This window comes from Portibacter marinus (assembly GCF_021533195.1).
GTDB classification, from domain to species: Bacteria; Bacteroidota; Bacteroidia; order Chitinophagales; family Saprospiraceae; genus Portibacter; species Portibacter marinus.
The window spans coordinates 70,511-86,684 of the sequence record NZ_JAJNKB010000004.1; the positions used below are offsets into that span (position 1 = coordinate 70,511).

A 16,174-nucleotide genomic window follows, 5' to 3' on the forward strand; every position below is an offset into this window, starting at 1 on the left:
AATACTAGTTTGTTTCGAACGTTACATCTTAAGAATTAAATATATGCTCTCAATTTTCGCGCTTATTTTTTCCAGCTTTCTCATGGCTGATGACATAGAAATTTTAAGGTACCCCTCTCTAAGTCCGGATGGGAAATACATGGCTTTTTCTTATCAAGGGGATATATGGACGGTATCATCTGAGGGTGGTAAAGCAACCAGACTCACTATTCATGAAGCTTATGATTCTAACCCTCAATGGTCTCCAGATGGATCACAGATCCTTTTTAGTTCCGCCAGAAATGGCAACAATGATCTATATGTGATCAGTCAAAATGGAGATAAGCTTAAGCGCTTAACCTACCATTCTGCGGGTGATACGGGTGGAAGTTGGGTGGATAATGAAACCGTTACATTCACTACCCGCAGAGATTTTATTGCTGTAGAGCGGGAATCTGAATTTCACACCGTAAAATTGAGTGGGGGTACTCCTGAAAGAACCATGAACTCATTGGGCTCTGATCCGAATTTTTCACAAAATCATCCATTGATGGCATATGTGAGAGGAGGATGTCGTATTGAGCGAGAAGCTTACAAAGGTCCAGCTAACAGAGATATCTGGATTTATGATCCAGCAAATGAGAAATATACTGAAGTCACTAATTTTGAAGGGCAAGATGTGATGCCAGAGTGGGGAGAGGGCAAAAATCTTTATTTTTTGAGCGCAAGAAACGGTAAATACAACATCTACCATACTGAGATCGGTGAGGATAATCAGCCAGGAGAAATTTCCGCACTCACGGAGTTTGAAGATCAAGGTATTCGTAATTTTGATGTTTCAGCTGATGGATCAACTATAGTATTTGTTCAGGGCGTAGATATTTTCACTCACGATATAGCAAGCGGAAGTACCCAGAAAATCAACATTGAAGTGACAAAAGATTATCGATTTGATCCTATAACACATGAAACTTTTTCATCAGGTGTCAATGATTTTGCTTTATCTCCCAATGAGAAATACATTGCTTTCACAGCTAAGGGTGACCTATTCTTCACCGAAAATGATAAAGAAAAAAAGCTGACGATCAATCCTTTGAGCCAGGCATCACGGGAAACCGATGTAGCGTGGTTAAATGATGAAACTGCCTTATTCCTGTCAGACAGAGAAGGCAACTATGATCTCTATTCAATTCAATCTAAAGATGCTGAAGAGCCTAATATTTTCTGGAGTTTCAAGTGGCAGATCAATAAAGTTTTTGGCACTGATGCAGAAGAGACCAGTTTTACACTATCTCCGGATCGCCATCAGATAGCAATTCTTTCGGAACCAGGAAAACTGACGATAGCAGATATTGATTCGACGGGGAATTTAACCAATGCGAGGGTGCTGAATGACAATTGGGCGGCTCCGGATGATTTGGTTTGGAGTCCGGACGGCAAGTGGATTGCATACTCACAAAGCAACCTTGACTTTAATGAAGAGATCTACATCCAAAAGGCGGATGGAAGTATAGATCCGGTTAATGTCAGTATGCACCCCCGAGGCGATTATAGTCCGGTATTTAGTGATGATGGATCAAAACTAGGTTTTATATCTATCCGAAATAATGGTGATGCCGATGTCTGGTTTGCCTGGCTGACCGAAAAAGATTATCAAAAAACCAGAAGTGATTGGGAACAGCTGCCGGAAGAAGAGGAAAACGAAAAAAAAGATTCAACAGATCAGGATATCAAAATTGACTTAGAAAACATTCATGAAAGGCTGGTACAGGTAACGAGTATGGCTGGAAACGAAGGAGATCTAGCCATTGATGGAAAGGGTGAGATTTTTCTTTTCTCTACTAATAATTCAGGTCGTCAGGGCAGTGGTGGTAAGTCAGAGTATAAAAAAGTTAAATGGAATGGCGAGGATTTAGAAACCTTGTTTAGCAATGGTGGTATTTCAAATGTGACGACCAATAAGAAAGGAACAGATGTTTATTTTACGCGAAGGGGTGAAATTTCGACGGCACCGATTAAAACCGGTAAGGAAGAAAAAAGGCCTTTCAATGCTAAAATGGATATTGATGAAATGGCATATAGGCAACAAGTTTTCGACGAAGCATGGAGAACCATTAATGATCGGTTTTATGATCCAGACTTTCATGGGCAAGATTGGAATGCTTTGAGAGACAAGTACGAACCATGGGCACTTGCGGCATCTACTCAAAATGATTTTCAGATGTTGTTCAACGAAATGTTGGGTCAGGTCAATGCTAGCCATATGGGATTGCGTGGAAATGGACCTGAAGAGACACAAAATGAAAGGACTGGTTTGCTGGGAGTAGAAGTAAAGAATGTTGTCAATGGCGTTGAAGTTGTCACCGTTACACAGGATTCACCTGCGGATCGAGATGAAAGTAGATTGAATGTTGGTGATATAATCATAGGTGTAAATGGGGTTAAAATTGCGGACTTAGCTTCAGGAAATTTTTACGAGTTGCTCAATCAAACGGCTTCAGACCGAGTTTTGCTGGAAGTAGAAGACGCCAATGGAACTAATAGGGATGTGATCATCCGTCCAGCTTCATCATTGCGTACGGAACAATATGAACAGTGGGTTAGTGAGCGCAAAGCGTTGACCGAAAGGTATTCGAACGGCAAATTAGGGTACATTCATATCAGGGGAATGAATTGGCCTAGTTTTGAAAGATTTGAGCGCGAATTGATGGCAAGTGGATACGGTAAAGAAGGCATTGTCATTGACGTGAGATATAATGGTGGCGGATGGACGACCGATATGGTCATGGCTGTATTGAATGTACGTCAACATGCCTATACCGTTCCAAGAGGTGCTACCGATGATTTAGCCAATAACCATCCAAAATATAAGGACCACTATCCTTTCGGGGAGCGACTACCGTTATCCGCCTTAACCAAACCTAGCATTGCCCTATGTAATGAAGCGAGTTATTCCAATGCTGAGATTTTTTCTCACGCTTATAAAACATTGGATCATGGAACATTAGTAGGTCAACCTACTTTCGGAGCTGTCATTTCCACCGGAGGCAGAGGCTTGATGGATGGATCTTTCGTGAGGGTTCCTTTCAGAGGCTGGTATGTCAAAGCTACCGAAGAAAATATGGAGTGGGGTCCGGCTGTGCCCGATATTATCGTCGAAAATAGTCCGGAAAGTAAGGCTAACAATGAGGATGAGCAATTAAAAAAAGCGGTCGAAGTTTTGCTACAGGAGATGAATTAAAACCATTTCTTACTTCTAAAATAGAAGATCATTCCGATAGCCACTGTTGCCATAACGCCCAGTAGGACAAAGTAGCCATTACGGTATGTTAATTCAGGTATGTATTCGAAATTCATGCCGTAAAGTCCGGCCAAGAAGGATAATGGTACGAATATAGCGGTTACAATGGTCAATACTTGCATCACTCTGTTCATCTCAAGGCTTACTTCTGAAATGTAAAGATCCTGTAGACCAGACAGGATATCTCTCATAGAATCAGCATTATCTGTTATATGGATGGTATGATCGTACACGTCACGAATAAATGTGGCGGTCTTGGGATCGATCAATTTAGAATCGGATCTTGTAAACATATTAATTGCTTCACGAAGCGGAGCAACTGATTTTCTAATCTTTAGAATTTCTTTTTTAAGTCTGTAGATGTTTAATTTGTCCACATCATCAGCTTTCAGACTTATTTTCTCCTCCAATGTTTCAATTTCCTCTTCTATTTGATCCAAAACCTGAAAGTAATTATCAACGATAAAATCAATTAAGATATAGGTTAGGTAATCCCCGCCTCTGGAGGAAACTCTTCCTTTTTTATAGACAATACGATTTCTAATATCCTCAAAAAGATCTCCTTCCGTTTCCTGAAATGTAATGACAAACTTATCACCAAAATAAAGGGAAATAGATTCTCTGACTACATTGCTCTTTTCCTTTTGATAGCTTAAAGCTTTAAGCGATATAAAATGACCATCTTGATATTCAATATATGTTGGGCGTTGATAAACATCTACCGCATCTTCCAAAGCCAGGGGATGAATCTTATAGGCATCAGCAATACTTTGTATTACTTTGTTATTATGCAGACCTCGTATGTCATACCATTGCACAAATTTTTCTACTGGCGGATGGATATGAAGTTCCCCTCGTTGAAATGCGTCGAAGCTCCTGTGTGTTTCATTGTTATACTCGATATAATTGACCTTGACTGGTGTGGTGGTTTTTTCACCAGTATAAACTATGGTTCCCGGAACGGAACCAATATTTCTTCTTTTAGACATCTAATGTTCTTGACCTAATATTATACTCGCTAGGCAAGATACCAAACTCCTTCTTAAATAGCTGACTGAAATGTCCTTTATTCGTATAGCCCAATTGATCTGCAATTTCACTAATGGTATGATCACTTTTTTCAATCAATTGCTGAGCTTTGTGCAGCTTAGCTGAGATAATGAATTGTCTCACCGATTTATTAAAAAGCAGATTAAATCCCTTTTGAAGTTTGTTCGTATTGATACCTAGTTTCAAGCTGAGCTCTTTAACAGTAGGTGTCTCTTCTATATTTTCAAGAATATAATTTTTGGCTTGATTAATCAAATTGATATTTTCTTTTGTAAAGAAATAACCACTTTGATTAGGATTGTTTTCAACCCGGAATGTTCTTATTAAGGAGGTAATCAGTTTTGTGGCATAGGCTTCCAAGTGAAGCTTTCTTTCTAATCCCGATTGCTGATTATCGAAAAGGTTGGTAATGGCATTAACAGAAGCAGGATCTGAGACCGTAGAGATAATGAAGGTTTTCGCGCCTGTTGTATCTTTAAACATTTCCTGTAAAGGTTCTGGAATGGTATCCAGATCACACTCAATCTTTTCTAAATAAAGAAAACGAACCAGGTTGACTTGCGCGACTTTAACAGACGTATTAGCAGGATATAAAATTGAATAATCAGAATCTCCCTTAGGAGCAAATAAAATAGCTTCTCCGGCACTAACTTTTTGAATATAATCATATTTAATCTCTTCCACTTCGACATACCCTTCTTTAACATATATGAACATAATAGGGTGTCTTCTTCCCAATTGGTAGTGGAATTCTGTCTCATTGACGAAATTCACATCAGTGACTTGAAGACTTAATCCTGATTGAAAGTTGATACCTTTCATGTATCCAATCCCAAATGTATTGGCAAATTCTACGATATGTTCATCACAGTCTTCGCGAAGGCTAGCATCAAAATCTTCTGCAAGCTTTTCAAATCTTACATCGTACCTATAGGACTTAATTTCAATTTTATGCTTTTTACTCATATTAAAATCTTTTCGAGCGTCTTAGATTTGCTTTCGTGTACACGAAAGCATTCAATAATTCATAGCTTTGTATTAGCTGTGAGGAAATTGGTGTTGCTCTCGGCAACCCTTGAGGTCAATTCTCAAGGGTTTTTTTATAATACTATTGCATTGTATTGATTTGTTTTTTGAGATCTATCCAGCTGATCAGTAATGACCTGATAGATATCTAGAATCCCTCTGAGTTTTTTTGCAAGGTCATCAGGCATTCCTTCATCTGCAACATTATCCTGAACAAACTTCATTTGATCTTTTTCAATATCATATAACATAGATACTAAATTAGAAATGCTATCAGAACTCTTATCTTCGTAGCCGACGATGTGTAATCTTTGTGGCGGCTGCGCTGTTTCAGCTACACCACCTCCATCTCCTGGTAGTATATCTATGATTTTATATTTGGCATCTATTAAGGAATCAAGCAAACCGTATTCATCCGTATCAGTCTCTCTGTTATTTCTAATAGATGTCAATACATCTATATCCTGATTTAAAATATTTCTCAATTTAGGAAATACTGCAGCACTACTGATACTGTTCTTCTTCATGTTCTCTTTATTCATAATTTATGATAATTTACCATTTTTCTCTTTAATACTAAGCATTTTACTCATAGGAACTCCACCTTTAATTCCAAAGTCCAATGTTCTGATTGGGAATGGAATCATGATGTCATTAGCATCGAAAGCCTTCTTTATGGCCCTTATACCATTACTCTTAGCTAAAGTATAGTCTTTTTGAGTCCCGGCTTCAATCCAATATCTCACCGTAAAATTGATGGAACTGTCTCCAAATTCTGTAAACATTACTTCTACTGGCTTATACTCCATTAGCCCTTCCAGTCCTTTGATGGCATCAAGTGTAATTTCTTCAACTTTCTCCAAATCATCTCCATAGGATACTCCACAAGACAAATCTATTCTTCTTTCACCTGAAGATGTATAGTTTTCCAATGGATTTTGAATAACATCCCTATTGGGAATGACTACATCGTGTCCATCTGGTGTTCTCAACTTCGTTGCTCGAAGATCAATATCTTTAATGGTTCCAAAATGACCATTGGTTTCTACGATATCACCGATGGCATAGAGCTTTCTGACTGACATAAAGACACCAGAAAACAAATTGGTTATTGGATCCTGCAAAGCTAAACCCACAGCCAAACCCAAGACACCTGCCGTAGCCAGTATTTTATTGATGGTACTGCTCAGATTAAAAACACTGAGAATGATAAATAGAACAATGATAGTAAAAATGACGGATGTCAAATTTGATACTAAGTTTAAGATTGTCTTATTCGAGGTAAACCTATGTGTCGCCTTAACACTCAACTTTCTAACGTAGGTGGAGAGAAAATATGCTAATACCCCAATTACGATTGCAATCACCAGGTTTGGAAGATTAAGAACAATTGCATCTAACCAGTCACCTAATTTTTCGACCAGCAAATTGTAGGATTCTTCGAATTTTGCTGAAAATGAGTCCATTTTGAAATTTTAATTTTGATTGTTATTCATCATACCGACGATCGAGTGCAAGTGTTCGGGCATAAAAAAAGCCAGCAATCTCTTGCTGACTTTTTATATTTCTGTATTCTACTATTAGTTATACCTTAGCTACTAATCGCAGAATGATTGCAATCACTAAGAATACTAGCAAAATGTGAATGATATTTCCTACAGCAGCTCCAAAGCCGATGTAACCTAATAACCATGCTAATAGTAATACTACGATTACAATATTTAAAATGCTTCTCATAATTTTGAATTTAGATTGTTATAGATGGCAAAATTTAGATGTTGCCTAATTCCTATGCTTTTCTGACCAAACTCATGATGAGTGAAGCGACGAAAAGAATTAAGAAAATGTAAAAAATGATTTTAGCAACTCCTGCTGCTGCACCTGCAATTCCTCCGAATCCAAGAACGGCTGCGATTAATGCGATTACAACAAATGCGATTACCCAACGTAACATAATTTTAATTTTAAATAGTTTTCAATAATAAACTGTCGACTATTATACTAAGGGTAAAATAAATATGTTCGAAGAACTGTGAACTTTATTCAAAAGTTGGTGAATTTTATTCACTTCCACTGTTTCTTTACTACAGCGTTTACTACTGAAACAAGAAAAAGTAATGCAAGTAAAAAGAAAAATATCTTTGCAAAAATAGATATTGGTCCTACCACATCTGAGAATGCCATGATTCCAGATATGGACGTAATAGTACTAAATGATAAAATCCACTTAATCATCAGGTTTGGTATTAATCGTTAATGTGTTCAACTTCGCTTTCCAGCTTTAGCACATGGTCTCCATCATCCTGCTTAATGTACAGTGCCTTGTCTCCTTCTTTGCCCTTGCGTGTAACCGTATTACCTTTAATGGTTTTTTCTACTTCTTTAGTATACGTCTCCACGACCTTTCCTTCAGCATGTCCATTTCCCCACTCCCACTTTACTTTTGAACCTTCCTTAATCATTTCTTAAATTTTAATTTTTTAATTAATAAATAAGAAAGGCATTTATTAACCTGGTGTAAAACAAAAACCAGACCTTTCTCATTCCATTTTGTATATAATTCTTACTTACATAGAGATATGTCGGTTCGGAGCAATAAATAAATTATGTTTAGACAAATTCGAAATCAACTATACACATTTACAAGAAGTATCATTTCAAGTATAGCATTCTACCCAACATTTATATCGCTAGGTTTTCTTGTCTTGTCAATGACCCTACTTACTTTAGAAAACAATGAAGTAACAAATCTAATTAACGAAATTGCTCCCACTTTTGTTCTTAATAATGCCGAAACAGCAAGAGCCATACTTACCACTTTAGTAGGTGGAATTCTTTCTCTGACGGTTTTTAGCTTTTCGATGGTCATGCTGCTCCTAAGTCAGGCCAGTTCCAATTTTTCCCCGAGACTTCTTCCCGGACTTATTTCAGATAAAAGGAATCAAATAGTATTAGGTATTTACTTAGGTACCATCATTTTCAACATCATCGTATTAACCAGTATTCATCCCAACAGCGATAAATATACCCTCCATGGCTTTTCTATTGTACTAGGAATCATTCTTGGCATTTTCTGTCTGGGAATGTTTGTTTATTTTATACATACAATTAGTACAGCCATTCAAATTAGCAGCATACTGGAAAAGATTTTTAAGCAGTCAAAAGATAGGATTAATGAGCTTATTGAACAAGAGCGAAAAGAGGCGGAAACCCTTGACACCACTTCAGATCAATGGGAGGTTTATCAAGTAGAGGAGGCAGGGTATTATCAAGATTCAAACTTACAAAGCGCCTTGGAAATTGTAGATGACCTTGAAGCCAATCTTGTTATCATTCCGTATAAAGGTGAATATCTACTACCAAATACCAATTTATTTGCAGTAGATAAAAAATTGGATGAAGATGCCATAAGCACTATTAAAAATTTATTTGTTTTTTCTGGAGAACAGAAAGCAGATAGTAATTATGTTTTGGGTATTCGTCAAATTACAGAAGTGGGGATCAAAGCAATGTCCCCGGGCATAAACGATCCCGGAACAGCAGTAATTACGATCGATTATTTGACAGAATTGCTTTCTTTGCGATTGAAGCTGGATGATAAAGAAGTATATGAAAGTAAAGATTCCAGTTTTAAAGTAGAGCTTCGCACTGTTGACTTTTCACAGATTTTAAATCAAATGATGGCGTCTTACAGACAATATTGTAAGCACGACTTTATCTTGATGGAAAAACTTATACTGATGCTAAAATATTTAAGAAAACAAGAAACCATCGATGAGAGCAACTATGACGCTATCGAAGAACAGTTGGCCATTTTAAAAGAAGATGTCGAAAATAATATGAGCAACAGTCATGATCGTGCTGCACTTATCGAACTAATTGATTGAAATTATTTATACTTAGCAATATAAGTTCTCGCCGCCTCGTAAATCGATTCCGCATTATTCACTTCCGTTTCAAATTCTGGTTGACCTTTTAATCCCTTCATTTTAGTCACTTGCTCTTCCATTCTCTGCTGATGTACTCCAAGGTCTTCCCAAAATTGATCGTTGATTTCCTTTGAAGTTTCAAAGCCTCTGCCCTTCTCTGAAATCATCTTTTGCATGTCTTTCAACAGAATATCGTATTTCTCCATTTTTTTACTTTTGTTAGGTTTCTGGTCAGGCTATTGTTCGAAAATCTTACAATAATTTAAGTAGTAATTTTTCGGAGGCTGAATAACCGTATTCTTTTTTATCGTCCTTAAACTTCTTAATGTCAGGAAGGTTTTGTTTCTCTATTCTCCTCATAATTTTGGGATGTACATAATAGTCTCTGCAAATAGATGGTGTATTTCCCAATTCATCAGCGACCATTCTGATCAGTATATTTCCAAACTTTTTACGAGGTGCTTCCTTCTTTCTTTCCAGAGCTGCAGGATATAGTTCTACCGCCATTCTACTGGCGACCCAGGTTCTAAAATCCTTACTGGAAAATCGCTTTCCCATATATATATGTATGTAATTATTGACATCATCGCTGTCAATATTTCTAAATCGTCCCTCGTGATCCTTATATCGAAACAATTCATAACCTGGCAATTGCGCACTCTTTTTGACCAGTTTTATTAGATCAGGGTCATCAATTTCTACTTCTCGCATTTTATTGCTCTTTCCCTTATATTCAAACTTTAAACTCTTGCCATTAACTTCCAGGTGCTTTCTCCTCAGAGTTGTCAATCCATAGGTATCGTTTTTTTGTGCATATTGCTGATTCCCAATACGGATACCCGTTTCATCAAGGAGGGAAATAAGCAATGCAAGTATTTTCGGTCTTTTCCAATCTTTCTTGTCAATGTCTTTTAAGATCATTTTTCTGATTTCAGGTAATTTCTTACCGAACCTCTTCATTTTCCTGAATTTCTTTTCCTGTTGCTTTTTGGCAAAAAGTGAATGATAGATATATTGCTTTCGGCCTTTAAGATCTCTACCAGTCGCTTGAATATGGCCGTCCTCCCATTTGCATATTTGCACATCAGTCCACATGGGAGGGATAACCAGTGAATTAATCCTGGCCAATAATTTTTTGTTTGTAATCTTTTTTCCTTGTTCATCCAGGTAGATGATTTTACCTCCTTTTTTCTTTTTAGTAATAGCCAGGCTATCATCGTCGCTTTTTCGTATGGATTTTATTTTCATATACCCTTTGCAAAATGTAACTTTTGCACATGAGAAGTGTTCGAAAGGAGTATTATAATGTTCCATGAGACATTGATTCACCTTTTAAAGCATCTAAACTAGCATTGCGTTAATATTTAGCCTACATTTGATGTAAGCGACACCAGTCTCCCATCAACTTTCTAAAGTGCAGTAACTATAACACCTAATCAGTGGAGTATTAGCTGTATCATTTTATATGATAATAAAAATATATAACTATGTTATCCTCTGTCAGAAATTTAAACGATCAACCTACCATTTTGCTAAATGGTACAATGAATATTCTGTTTGTCAAGAAGATTGTATTTGGTGAAATTGAGTTGTACGACTTCGACTTTGAATCACTGCTGGACAAAATGGAATCTTTGCTGGACAAATTAGATAAAGCTTAATTATTTTCTCTTTATGGACACGCCTTCAGTCATGAACGCTAAACCATGTTGGCCGCTTCTTCCGATCATAACTGCTTGAAATAAGGGTTGAGTATTTCTGCTAGACCCCCAGGTTACAATAAAATTAGCACCTACACCTCCTGTATTATCGTCTCTGTCGATGACATAGTCGATGGACTGCATAGGTTCAAGCACCAACGTTCGATCGATAAAGGATTTGACCAGATCGCCTTTGGTGTTGTAATAATCAATATTGTTAATGTATGTGGTATCCTTGAGACTGGTAGACCTAATGCTTAAGGTCGCGGTCAAAAGTGTTGATTTTAATCTCGACTCTGAGTAAATATCTGAATAAATCGGAATGTATACGGTATCACGATAATCTTGCACAGACTTATCTGTAAACGCCAAATGACTTTCTATAATATCTTCACCTTGAGTATTGATATTGGGATTTGGTATACCACATGAGACCAGAATGGCCACTGCTAAGAATAAATAGTATTGCATATTGGAAATAAAGTTAACACAAAAAAACCTGATTGCAAGAAACAATCAGGCTCCAATCAAAATTATGCTTCGACAGCATTTAATTTTTGTTAGTTACTCGTATAATCATCATTTTGCAATTTTTGTTCGCTTAATGACTGATTCCTAGGTTTTTAATTTCACTCGAACCAAATACATGTCAGATGTGGCGTATAGGTATTCTCCATTATTTCCAATCGCACAATTTGAAACAGACTGACCTGTATGAATGGTACCGAGATGTTTTCCTCCCTCGTCTAAGATTAAGACACCACCTGGACCAGTTGCAAAAACTATACCTCTGTCATTCACTTTTAAGCCATCTGGCAGGCCTCGTAAACCTTTACGCTGTAGCTCTGTACCATCAAAAAAAAGCTCGCCGCCGCCTTCGGTCAGATTGTATTTCATAATGACGGGATTTTCAGGGTCGGAATTGGCGACGAAAAGATGATTTTCATCTTTACTTAGAGCTATGCCATTAGGCCTGGAAAGTTCTGAAGTGATCAAGACTAAGGAGTCATTATTAATATAGCGATAGACCCCTTGAAAATCTATTTCTTTAAGAGGGTCATCCATTTTTCCAACTAAACCATAAGGTGGATCAGTAAAAAAAAGATCGCCATTCGAATGGAAGGTGGCATCATTCGGGCTGTTAAACTTCTTGCCATTGTAGTGACTGACTATGGTCACGAACTTGGGCAAAGGATCAGTAAGTGGTGCATTCATAAAGGCCATTCTTCGGTCTCCATGTTGGCAAAGCACCAACTCTCCTTTATCATTGAGCAATAATCCATTGGATCCTGGCTCACCTCCCCGCTCTATATCACCTGTATACCCTGACGGTTGTAGATAAACCTCCGTTCCTTGATTTTCACTCCATTTATAAATCGTGTTCATGGGAACATCCGAAAAAAGAAGAAATGATCCATCCTCAATCCAAAGTGGCCCTTCACTCCATTCGAAACCCTCTGCCAGCAATTCGATTTTAACATCAGGTGATATGATTTCATCAAGATCTGGATCTAAACGCTGAATTTCTCCTATTGATTTAGGCTCGACAGATTGCTGTTTTTGATTTGAGTTTTTAGTATCACATGAAAGGAAATGAAAACCAATCAATAAAATAAATACCATCGTTTTCTTCATTAATGTAACAAATTTTAGATCAGAAGTGTTTTACTAAACCAATTTATAATATCTTGAGCGCTTATAATACTATTCAAATGAAAATCACAAGAATCTTTTTATACTTAAGTGTTGTGCTAACCCTGGCAATCACAATGAATTCGTGTGCCAATAGTTCGTCGAGTAAGGCATCAACCGAGGAAGTTGATCAATCCGGTCCAGAGTATACGTCAGCATATGTCTGTCCAATGCATTGCGAAGGCAGTGGTAGTGAACAACCCGGTGAATGTCCGGTGTGTGGAATGGATTATGTAGCTAATGAAAATAATTCTGGCGGTAATGACCACCATCATGATCACGGTGATCATGATGGACATGATCATTAGCAAGTTGGATAGTCATTATAACTACTCATTGCCTCCTTCGCTTTCGCTAGAACCACCCACATTAAGTTGGCCTGTTGACTGAAATTCAGCACCATCCAAAATCTGAATTTCGGGTCCGGAATACATTCCAATAATGTCAATACTACCTGTATTGAAGATCGTTCCCTCATTTTTGATCGCTGAATTCGCTTCACTGTTGTTTTGAGAATCAATAAAAATGGAACCATTGTTATACAGTGTGCCGCTGGAGTGGTTGTACAAAGCATTATGTCCACTTTTCGAAATGTAAATGTAAGCTCGGTTATCAATGATCAATACCCCTTCGTTCTCAATTGCATGACCTTGAGCATCCGGATTCGAGAAATTAGTGTATCCCTCCATTCGCATGCTCCCTTTGTTCAATATATAACCTCGTTTGATATACAAATTAAAACTGCTACCAAGCTCCATTGAAACATTAGGACCAAGGCACAAGGATTTTAAATTTTGTGAAACTTGTGCCACATTTCCAACATATTGTATATCCACAGTTGCACTATCCATTCCCACCTCAACATCCTCACAGGCAAGAGGCGTATGGCCCAACGACCAATTGCTATCTAAGACCCAAGAACCACCAACTGCCGGCCCACTCCATACATTGGGCCCAGAGTTAAGCCCTTCATCCACCTGTCCATCACAATCATTGTCTTCTCCATCACAGAGCTCTGGAGCACCATCATATATGGAGCTATTGTTATCATAACAATCATCTATTTCATAACAGAAACCGTCTTGGTCAAAATCAAAACCCGCATAATCCGAAGTTCTTGCATAAAAATCGCCGTTGTAAGGCAGCATACTATTGCCATATAGGTCGACTTCTCCCTGATATAGAAATCGGGTGTACACGTTGGGGAAACAACCTGAAAAATCATTATTTCCTACACTCAGAAAACTAATTTTGCTGGCGTAAGAAAACTCTGGTAGCGGACCGCTGAGATGATTAGAAGCAATAGTAATGCTTTCTAGTTGAGCTGCATTGATCATTAAGGTGGGTATGGATCCCTGAAAATTGTTGTGATCTAAATTAATTTGTTTGATGGACTGATAGCTAATGATATCATCGGAAATCTGGCCACTCAGGCTATTGTGATTAAGTGAAAGCTGTTCAAGAGTCGAAATATTCATCAATTGATTCCCGGGAGTACCATTTAAATTATTATTTCCTAAATTAATAGCCACAATTTGTTCCTGATTGTCACATGTAATTCCAAACCAATTACAGTAATTACAATCCGACCCCGAGGCACCATTGGCCCAACCAGTGGCATTCGTCCAGTTCTCTCCACCAAGTGTTTCATAAAATGAAATGAGTGAATCGGCTAGTTCATTACAAGGAAGGTTCTCTGAATAAGCACAAATTCCAAAAGATCCTTCTTCATCAGTCTTAGAAACCAGTCTCACTAAAATGTCTTGTTCTGCCAATGCTATATCTGAAATCTCCAACATGGCCTGGTTGTTTACTCCTCCATTGTCATCGCAGTCATACTCTGTGAGTGATCCGCAGGATCCGGTAAATATCTGAAGCACTAAGTCATCGAGACCGTCAGTTATTTGTTTAGTTTCGATGGTCAAGACTCCATCTTCCGGTACTTCTACGATATACCATACATCTTTAGTTTCTACGTTACTGGCACATGAAAGTTCACTTCCAATGGTCGATGAATTGGCATATAGATTATCTCCTTCCTTAGTCACGCAAGCGATGGTAGGTGTAAGACGCACAGCATCAGCACATTCATCATTAGCAGGAGGCACCCCGATACAAGCTTCATTACCGCCGCAAGCGGTAGATGCATATCGATCGTAAATTCTATCTCTAACCTGTTGATGAAAACCAAGGTTCAAATTGATAGAGGCTCCACCTACCACATGACAGTAGGACATAATGGTCGCATTGTTGCTTCCAGGGAGGATGACGTTCGTACTATCGTAGCAGAAACCCGGCGTGTAATTGTTATTTTCCAACCAGATATTTCCACAATCATCTATCTGGGTATAATCTCCATTCCAGGCGCAATCATGTGTGTGCTGAGATCCAAAGTTGTGTCCTAGCTCATGTGCTATGACATTGATATTCCACGTATAAGTGGAGTAGGTTGCCCCTCCAGAATTCAGATTCCCACTCACCCCCACATTGTAATAGCTACTGCAAAGAACATTGAGGTACGCTCTTCCTCCTCCCAGGTTTCTCCCACTTAAAAGATGTGCTAACCGCCCATTAAATCCTTGATTGGACATACTATCCCTGAATGCATTGAGCGCCTCTGCTGTATCACCCTCCGGCAGGTAAGGATCGGAATTGCTTGTAGTATATATTTTCACGCCGGATACTGAGATAGGAGTATTGGCATCGTGAAAAAAAACGGCCACCTGAGCCATGAGTTCTAAGGTCCAGGACTCAACACTTTCAATCGTAGATCCATTTTCAGTGAATGCTTTATGGTCAACTTCAAGATATATTTCGACACAATCCAGATTAGCTGATCTTTGATTTTGCTGACCTCTTTCAACCTTAACTCCATAATCCAAATTGGTATCAGTTTCACAACCTATAAATTGAGGATTTTTGATTTCCTTCGAATAATAACCTGCATATAACTTTGGATCTCCATTCAGTCTTTTGATTTCATAGGTTCCATTTTCATCGTGGATCATCAAATGAACAGTCTCGTTGGTAATAGTCAGTCCCACTTTGCTTTCTTCCTTTCCTTTTACAATACCCTTGTAAAATCTATATTGATTGGCGTTCGAGTCTTGTTTACCATTTTCTGTTAAGAGTTCGTAGTTACCCGATAATAGTTGAAACCTTTCTAAAATAATGGACTTATCACCATCAAGTGTTGGGACCGAAAGGCTAATAGTCCGATCAGTTGCTATTTTGGGAGTTCTTAATTGTTTGAGGTCAATATTGTAGTGTAAAGTTCTATTGGCAAATTCCTTTGATCTTTGCATTGAAACATTTTCAACAACCACAAATGCATTCTGACTGTAAGCAAGGAGATACGTGCAACAGGTCATTAAAGTCAACAGGAAATACTTCATTTTGATTTTTCTAAAATTCGTCAAACAACTATTAGACACGATAAGTGTCCTAATCCGCTAAGTCAAATACAATTTTTATTTAATTCTTTAAGAGACTTTACA

At 37.9% G+C, this 16,174-nt stretch carries 16 protein-coding genes; 4 read left to right on the top strand and 12 right to left on the bottom strand.

Annotated features, from left to right (window positions below; all coding sequences use genetic code 11):
• Positions 1–43: 43 nt before the first annotated feature.
• Positions 44–3,220: a S41 family peptidase gene (locus tag L2567_RS11370; protein ID WP_235297894.1), complete on the top strand. Its 3,177-nt coding sequence runs from the start codon at positions 44–46 to the stop codon at positions 3,218–3,220.
• Here L2567_RS11370 and corA read toward each other — a convergent pair.
• The 7 genes from corA to L2567_RS11400 all read right to left on the bottom strand — a co-directional run bounded on the left by corA (position 3,217) and on the right by L2567_RS11400 (position 7,818).
• On the bottom strand, positions 3,217–4,269 hold the full coding sequence (gene corA, locus L2567_RS11375; RefSeq protein WP_235297895.1) for a magnesium/cobalt transporter CorA: 1,053 nt from the start codon (positions 4,267–4,269) through the stop codon (positions 3,217–3,219). The genes L2567_RS11370 and corA overlap by 4 nt on opposite strands.
• Positions 4,262–5,296: a helix-turn-helix domain-containing protein gene (locus tag L2567_RS11380; protein WP_235297896.1), complete on the bottom strand. Its 1,035-nt coding sequence runs from the start codon at positions 5,294–5,296 to the stop codon at positions 4,262–4,264. The genes corA and L2567_RS11380 overlap by 8 nt, the downstream gene beginning before the upstream one ends.
• Positions 5,297–5,430: 134 nt before the next feature.
• A complete protein-coding gene (locus tag L2567_RS11385; protein ID WP_235297897.1) occupies positions 5,431–5,898 on the bottom strand; it encodes a hypothetical protein in 468 nt (155 codons plus the stop codon).
• A 3-nt stretch (positions 5,899–5,901) separates the two neighbouring features.
• Positions 5,902–6,822: a mechanosensitive ion channel family protein gene (locus L2567_RS11390; protein ID WP_235297898.1), complete on the bottom strand. Its 921-nt coding sequence runs from the start codon at positions 6,820–6,822 to the stop codon at positions 5,902–5,904.
• Between the two features lie 118 nt (positions 6,823–6,940).
• Positions 6,941–7,093, bottom strand: coding sequence for a lmo0937 family membrane protein (locus tag L2567_RS21320; protein WP_406626684.1), 153 nt, complete (start codon positions 7,091–7,093; stop codon positions 6,941–6,943).
• Positions 7,094–7,145: 52 nt separating this feature from the next.
• The gene (locus L2567_RS11395; protein ID WP_235297899.1) at positions 7,146–7,310 is read right to left on the bottom strand and encodes a DUF1328 domain-containing protein; all 165 of its coding nucleotides are present in this window, start codon (positions 7,308–7,310) and stop codon (positions 7,146–7,148) included.
• A 292-nt stretch (positions 7,311–7,602) separates the two neighbouring features.
• Positions 7,603–7,818 (bottom strand): hypervirulence associated TUDOR domain-containing protein, encoded by a 216-nt coding sequence (locus L2567_RS11400; RefSeq protein WP_235297900.1) that lies wholly within the window; start codon positions 7,816–7,818, stop codon positions 7,603–7,605.
• Between the two features lie 144 nt (positions 7,819–7,962).
• Between L2567_RS11400 and L2567_RS11405 the strand changes: the two genes are divergently transcribed.
• Positions 7,963–9,243, top strand: a complete 1,281-nt coding sequence (locus L2567_RS11405) for a DUF2254 domain-containing protein (RefSeq protein WP_235297901.1) — start codon at positions 7,963–7,965, stop codon at positions 9,241–9,243.
• 2 nt (positions 9,244–9,245) lie between these two features.
• Here L2567_RS11405 and L2567_RS11410 read toward each other — a convergent pair whose 3' ends face one another.
• Positions 9,246–9,491 carry a hypothetical protein gene (locus L2567_RS11410; RefSeq protein ID WP_235297902.1) on the bottom strand — a complete coding sequence of 82 codons (246 nt, stop codon included), beginning with the start codon at positions 9,489–9,491 and terminating at the stop codon, positions 9,246–9,248.
• 46 nt (positions 9,492–9,537) lie between these two features.
• Positions 9,538–10,599 carry a DNA topoisomerase IB gene (locus L2567_RS11415; RefSeq protein WP_235297903.1) on the bottom strand — a complete coding sequence of 354 codons (1,062 nt, stop codon included), beginning with the start codon at positions 10,597–10,599 and terminating at the stop codon, positions 9,538–9,540.
• Positions 10,600–10,772: 173 nt separating this feature from the next.
• Between L2567_RS11415 and L2567_RS11420 the strand changes: the two genes are divergently transcribed.
• Positions 10,773–10,946, top strand: coding sequence for a hypothetical protein (locus L2567_RS11420; protein ID WP_235297904.1), 174 nt, complete (start codon positions 10,773–10,775; stop codon positions 10,944–10,946).
• On the opposite strand, the gene L2567_RS11425 is transcribed toward L2567_RS11420, so the two are convergent.
• Both L2567_RS11425 and L2567_RS11430 read right to left on the bottom strand, forming a co-directional pair.
• Positions 10,947–11,456, bottom strand: a complete 510-nt coding sequence (locus tag L2567_RS11425; RefSeq protein ID WP_235297905.1) for a DUF3124 domain-containing protein — start codon at positions 11,454–11,456, stop codon at positions 10,947–10,949.
• A gap of 144 nt (positions 11,457–11,600) precedes the next feature.
• On the bottom strand, positions 11,601–12,620 hold the full coding sequence (locus L2567_RS11430) for an SMP-30/gluconolactonase/LRE family protein (protein ID WP_235297906.1): 1,020 nt from the start codon (positions 12,618–12,620) through the stop codon (positions 11,601–11,603).
• A 77-nt stretch (positions 12,621–12,697) separates the two neighbouring features.
• On the opposite strand from L2567_RS11430, the gene L2567_RS11435 reads away from it, so the two are divergent.
• Positions 12,698–12,985: a heavy metal-binding domain-containing protein gene (locus L2567_RS11435; protein ID WP_235297907.1), complete on the top strand. Its 288-nt coding sequence runs from the start codon at positions 12,698–12,700 to the stop codon at positions 12,983–12,985.
• Positions 12,986–13,006: 21 nt separating this feature from the next.
• Here L2567_RS11435 and L2567_RS11440 read toward each other — a convergent pair whose 3' ends face one another.
• Positions 13,007–16,072 (bottom strand): M12 family metallo-peptidase, encoded by a 3,066-nt coding sequence (locus tag L2567_RS11440; protein ID WP_235297908.1) that lies wholly within the window; start codon positions 16,070–16,072, stop codon positions 13,007–13,009.
• Positions 16,073–16,174 lie beyond the last annotated feature (102 nt).

What these genes read in the sequence shown, in the direction of transcription:
- L2567_RS11370 (WP_235297894.1), top strand. Translation starts at nt 44, where the DNA reads ATGCTCTCAATTTTCGCGCTTATTTTTTCCAGCTTTCTCATGGCTGAT.
- corA (WP_235297895.1), bottom strand. Translation starts at nt 4,269, where the DNA reads ATGTCTAAAAGAAGAAATATTGGTTCCGTTCCGGGAACCATAGTTTAT.
- L2567_RS11380 (WP_235297896.1), bottom strand. Translation starts at nt 5,296, where the DNA reads ATGAGTAAAAAGCATAAAATTGAAATTAAGTCCTATAGGTACGATGTA.
- L2567_RS11385 (WP_235297897.1), bottom strand. Translation starts at nt 5,898, where the DNA reads ATGAATAAAGAGAACATGAAGAAGAACAGTATCAGTAGTGCTGCAGTA.
- L2567_RS11390 (WP_235297898.1), bottom strand. Translation starts at nt 6,822, where the DNA reads ATGGACTCATTTTCAGCAAAATTCGAAGAATCCTACAATTTGCTGGTC.
- L2567_RS21320 (WP_406626684.1), bottom strand. Translation starts at nt 7,093, where the DNA reads ATGAGAAGCATTTTAAATATTGTAATCGTAGTATTACTATTAGCATGG.
- L2567_RS11395 (WP_235297899.1), bottom strand. Translation starts at nt 7,310, where the DNA reads ATGTTACGTTGGGTAATCGCATTTGTTGTAATCGCATTAATCGCAGCC.
- L2567_RS11400 (WP_235297900.1), bottom strand. Translation starts at nt 7,818, where the DNA reads ATGATTAAGGAAGGTTCAAAAGTAAAGTGGGAGTGGGGAAATGGACAT.
- L2567_RS11405 (WP_235297901.1), top strand. Translation starts at nt 7,963, where the DNA reads ATGTTTAGACAAATTCGAAATCAACTATACACATTTACAAGAAGTATC.
- L2567_RS11410 (WP_235297902.1), bottom strand. Translation starts at nt 9,491, where the DNA reads ATGGAGAAATACGATATTCTGTTGAAAGACATGCAAAAGATGATTTCA.
- L2567_RS11415 (WP_235297903.1), bottom strand. Translation starts at nt 10,599, where the DNA reads ATGGAACATTATAATACTCCTTTCGAACACTTCTCATGTGCAAAAGTT.
- L2567_RS11420 (WP_235297904.1), top strand. Translation starts at nt 10,773, where the DNA reads ATGTTATCCTCTGTCAGAAATTTAAACGATCAACCTACCATTTTGCTA.
- L2567_RS11425 (WP_235297905.1), bottom strand. Translation starts at nt 11,456, where the DNA reads ATGCAATACTATTTATTCTTAGCAGTGGCCATTCTGGTCTCATGTGGT.
- L2567_RS11430 (WP_235297906.1), bottom strand. Translation starts at nt 12,620, where the DNA reads ATGAAGAAAACGATGGTATTTATTTTATTGATTGGTTTTCATTTCCTT.
- L2567_RS11435 (WP_235297907.1), top strand. Translation starts at nt 12,698, where the DNA reads ATGAAAATCACAAGAATCTTTTTATACTTAAGTGTTGTGCTAACCCTG.
- L2567_RS11440 (WP_235297908.1), bottom strand. Translation starts at nt 16,072, where the DNA reads ATGAAGTATTTCCTGTTGACTTTAATGACCTGTTGCACGTATCTCCTT.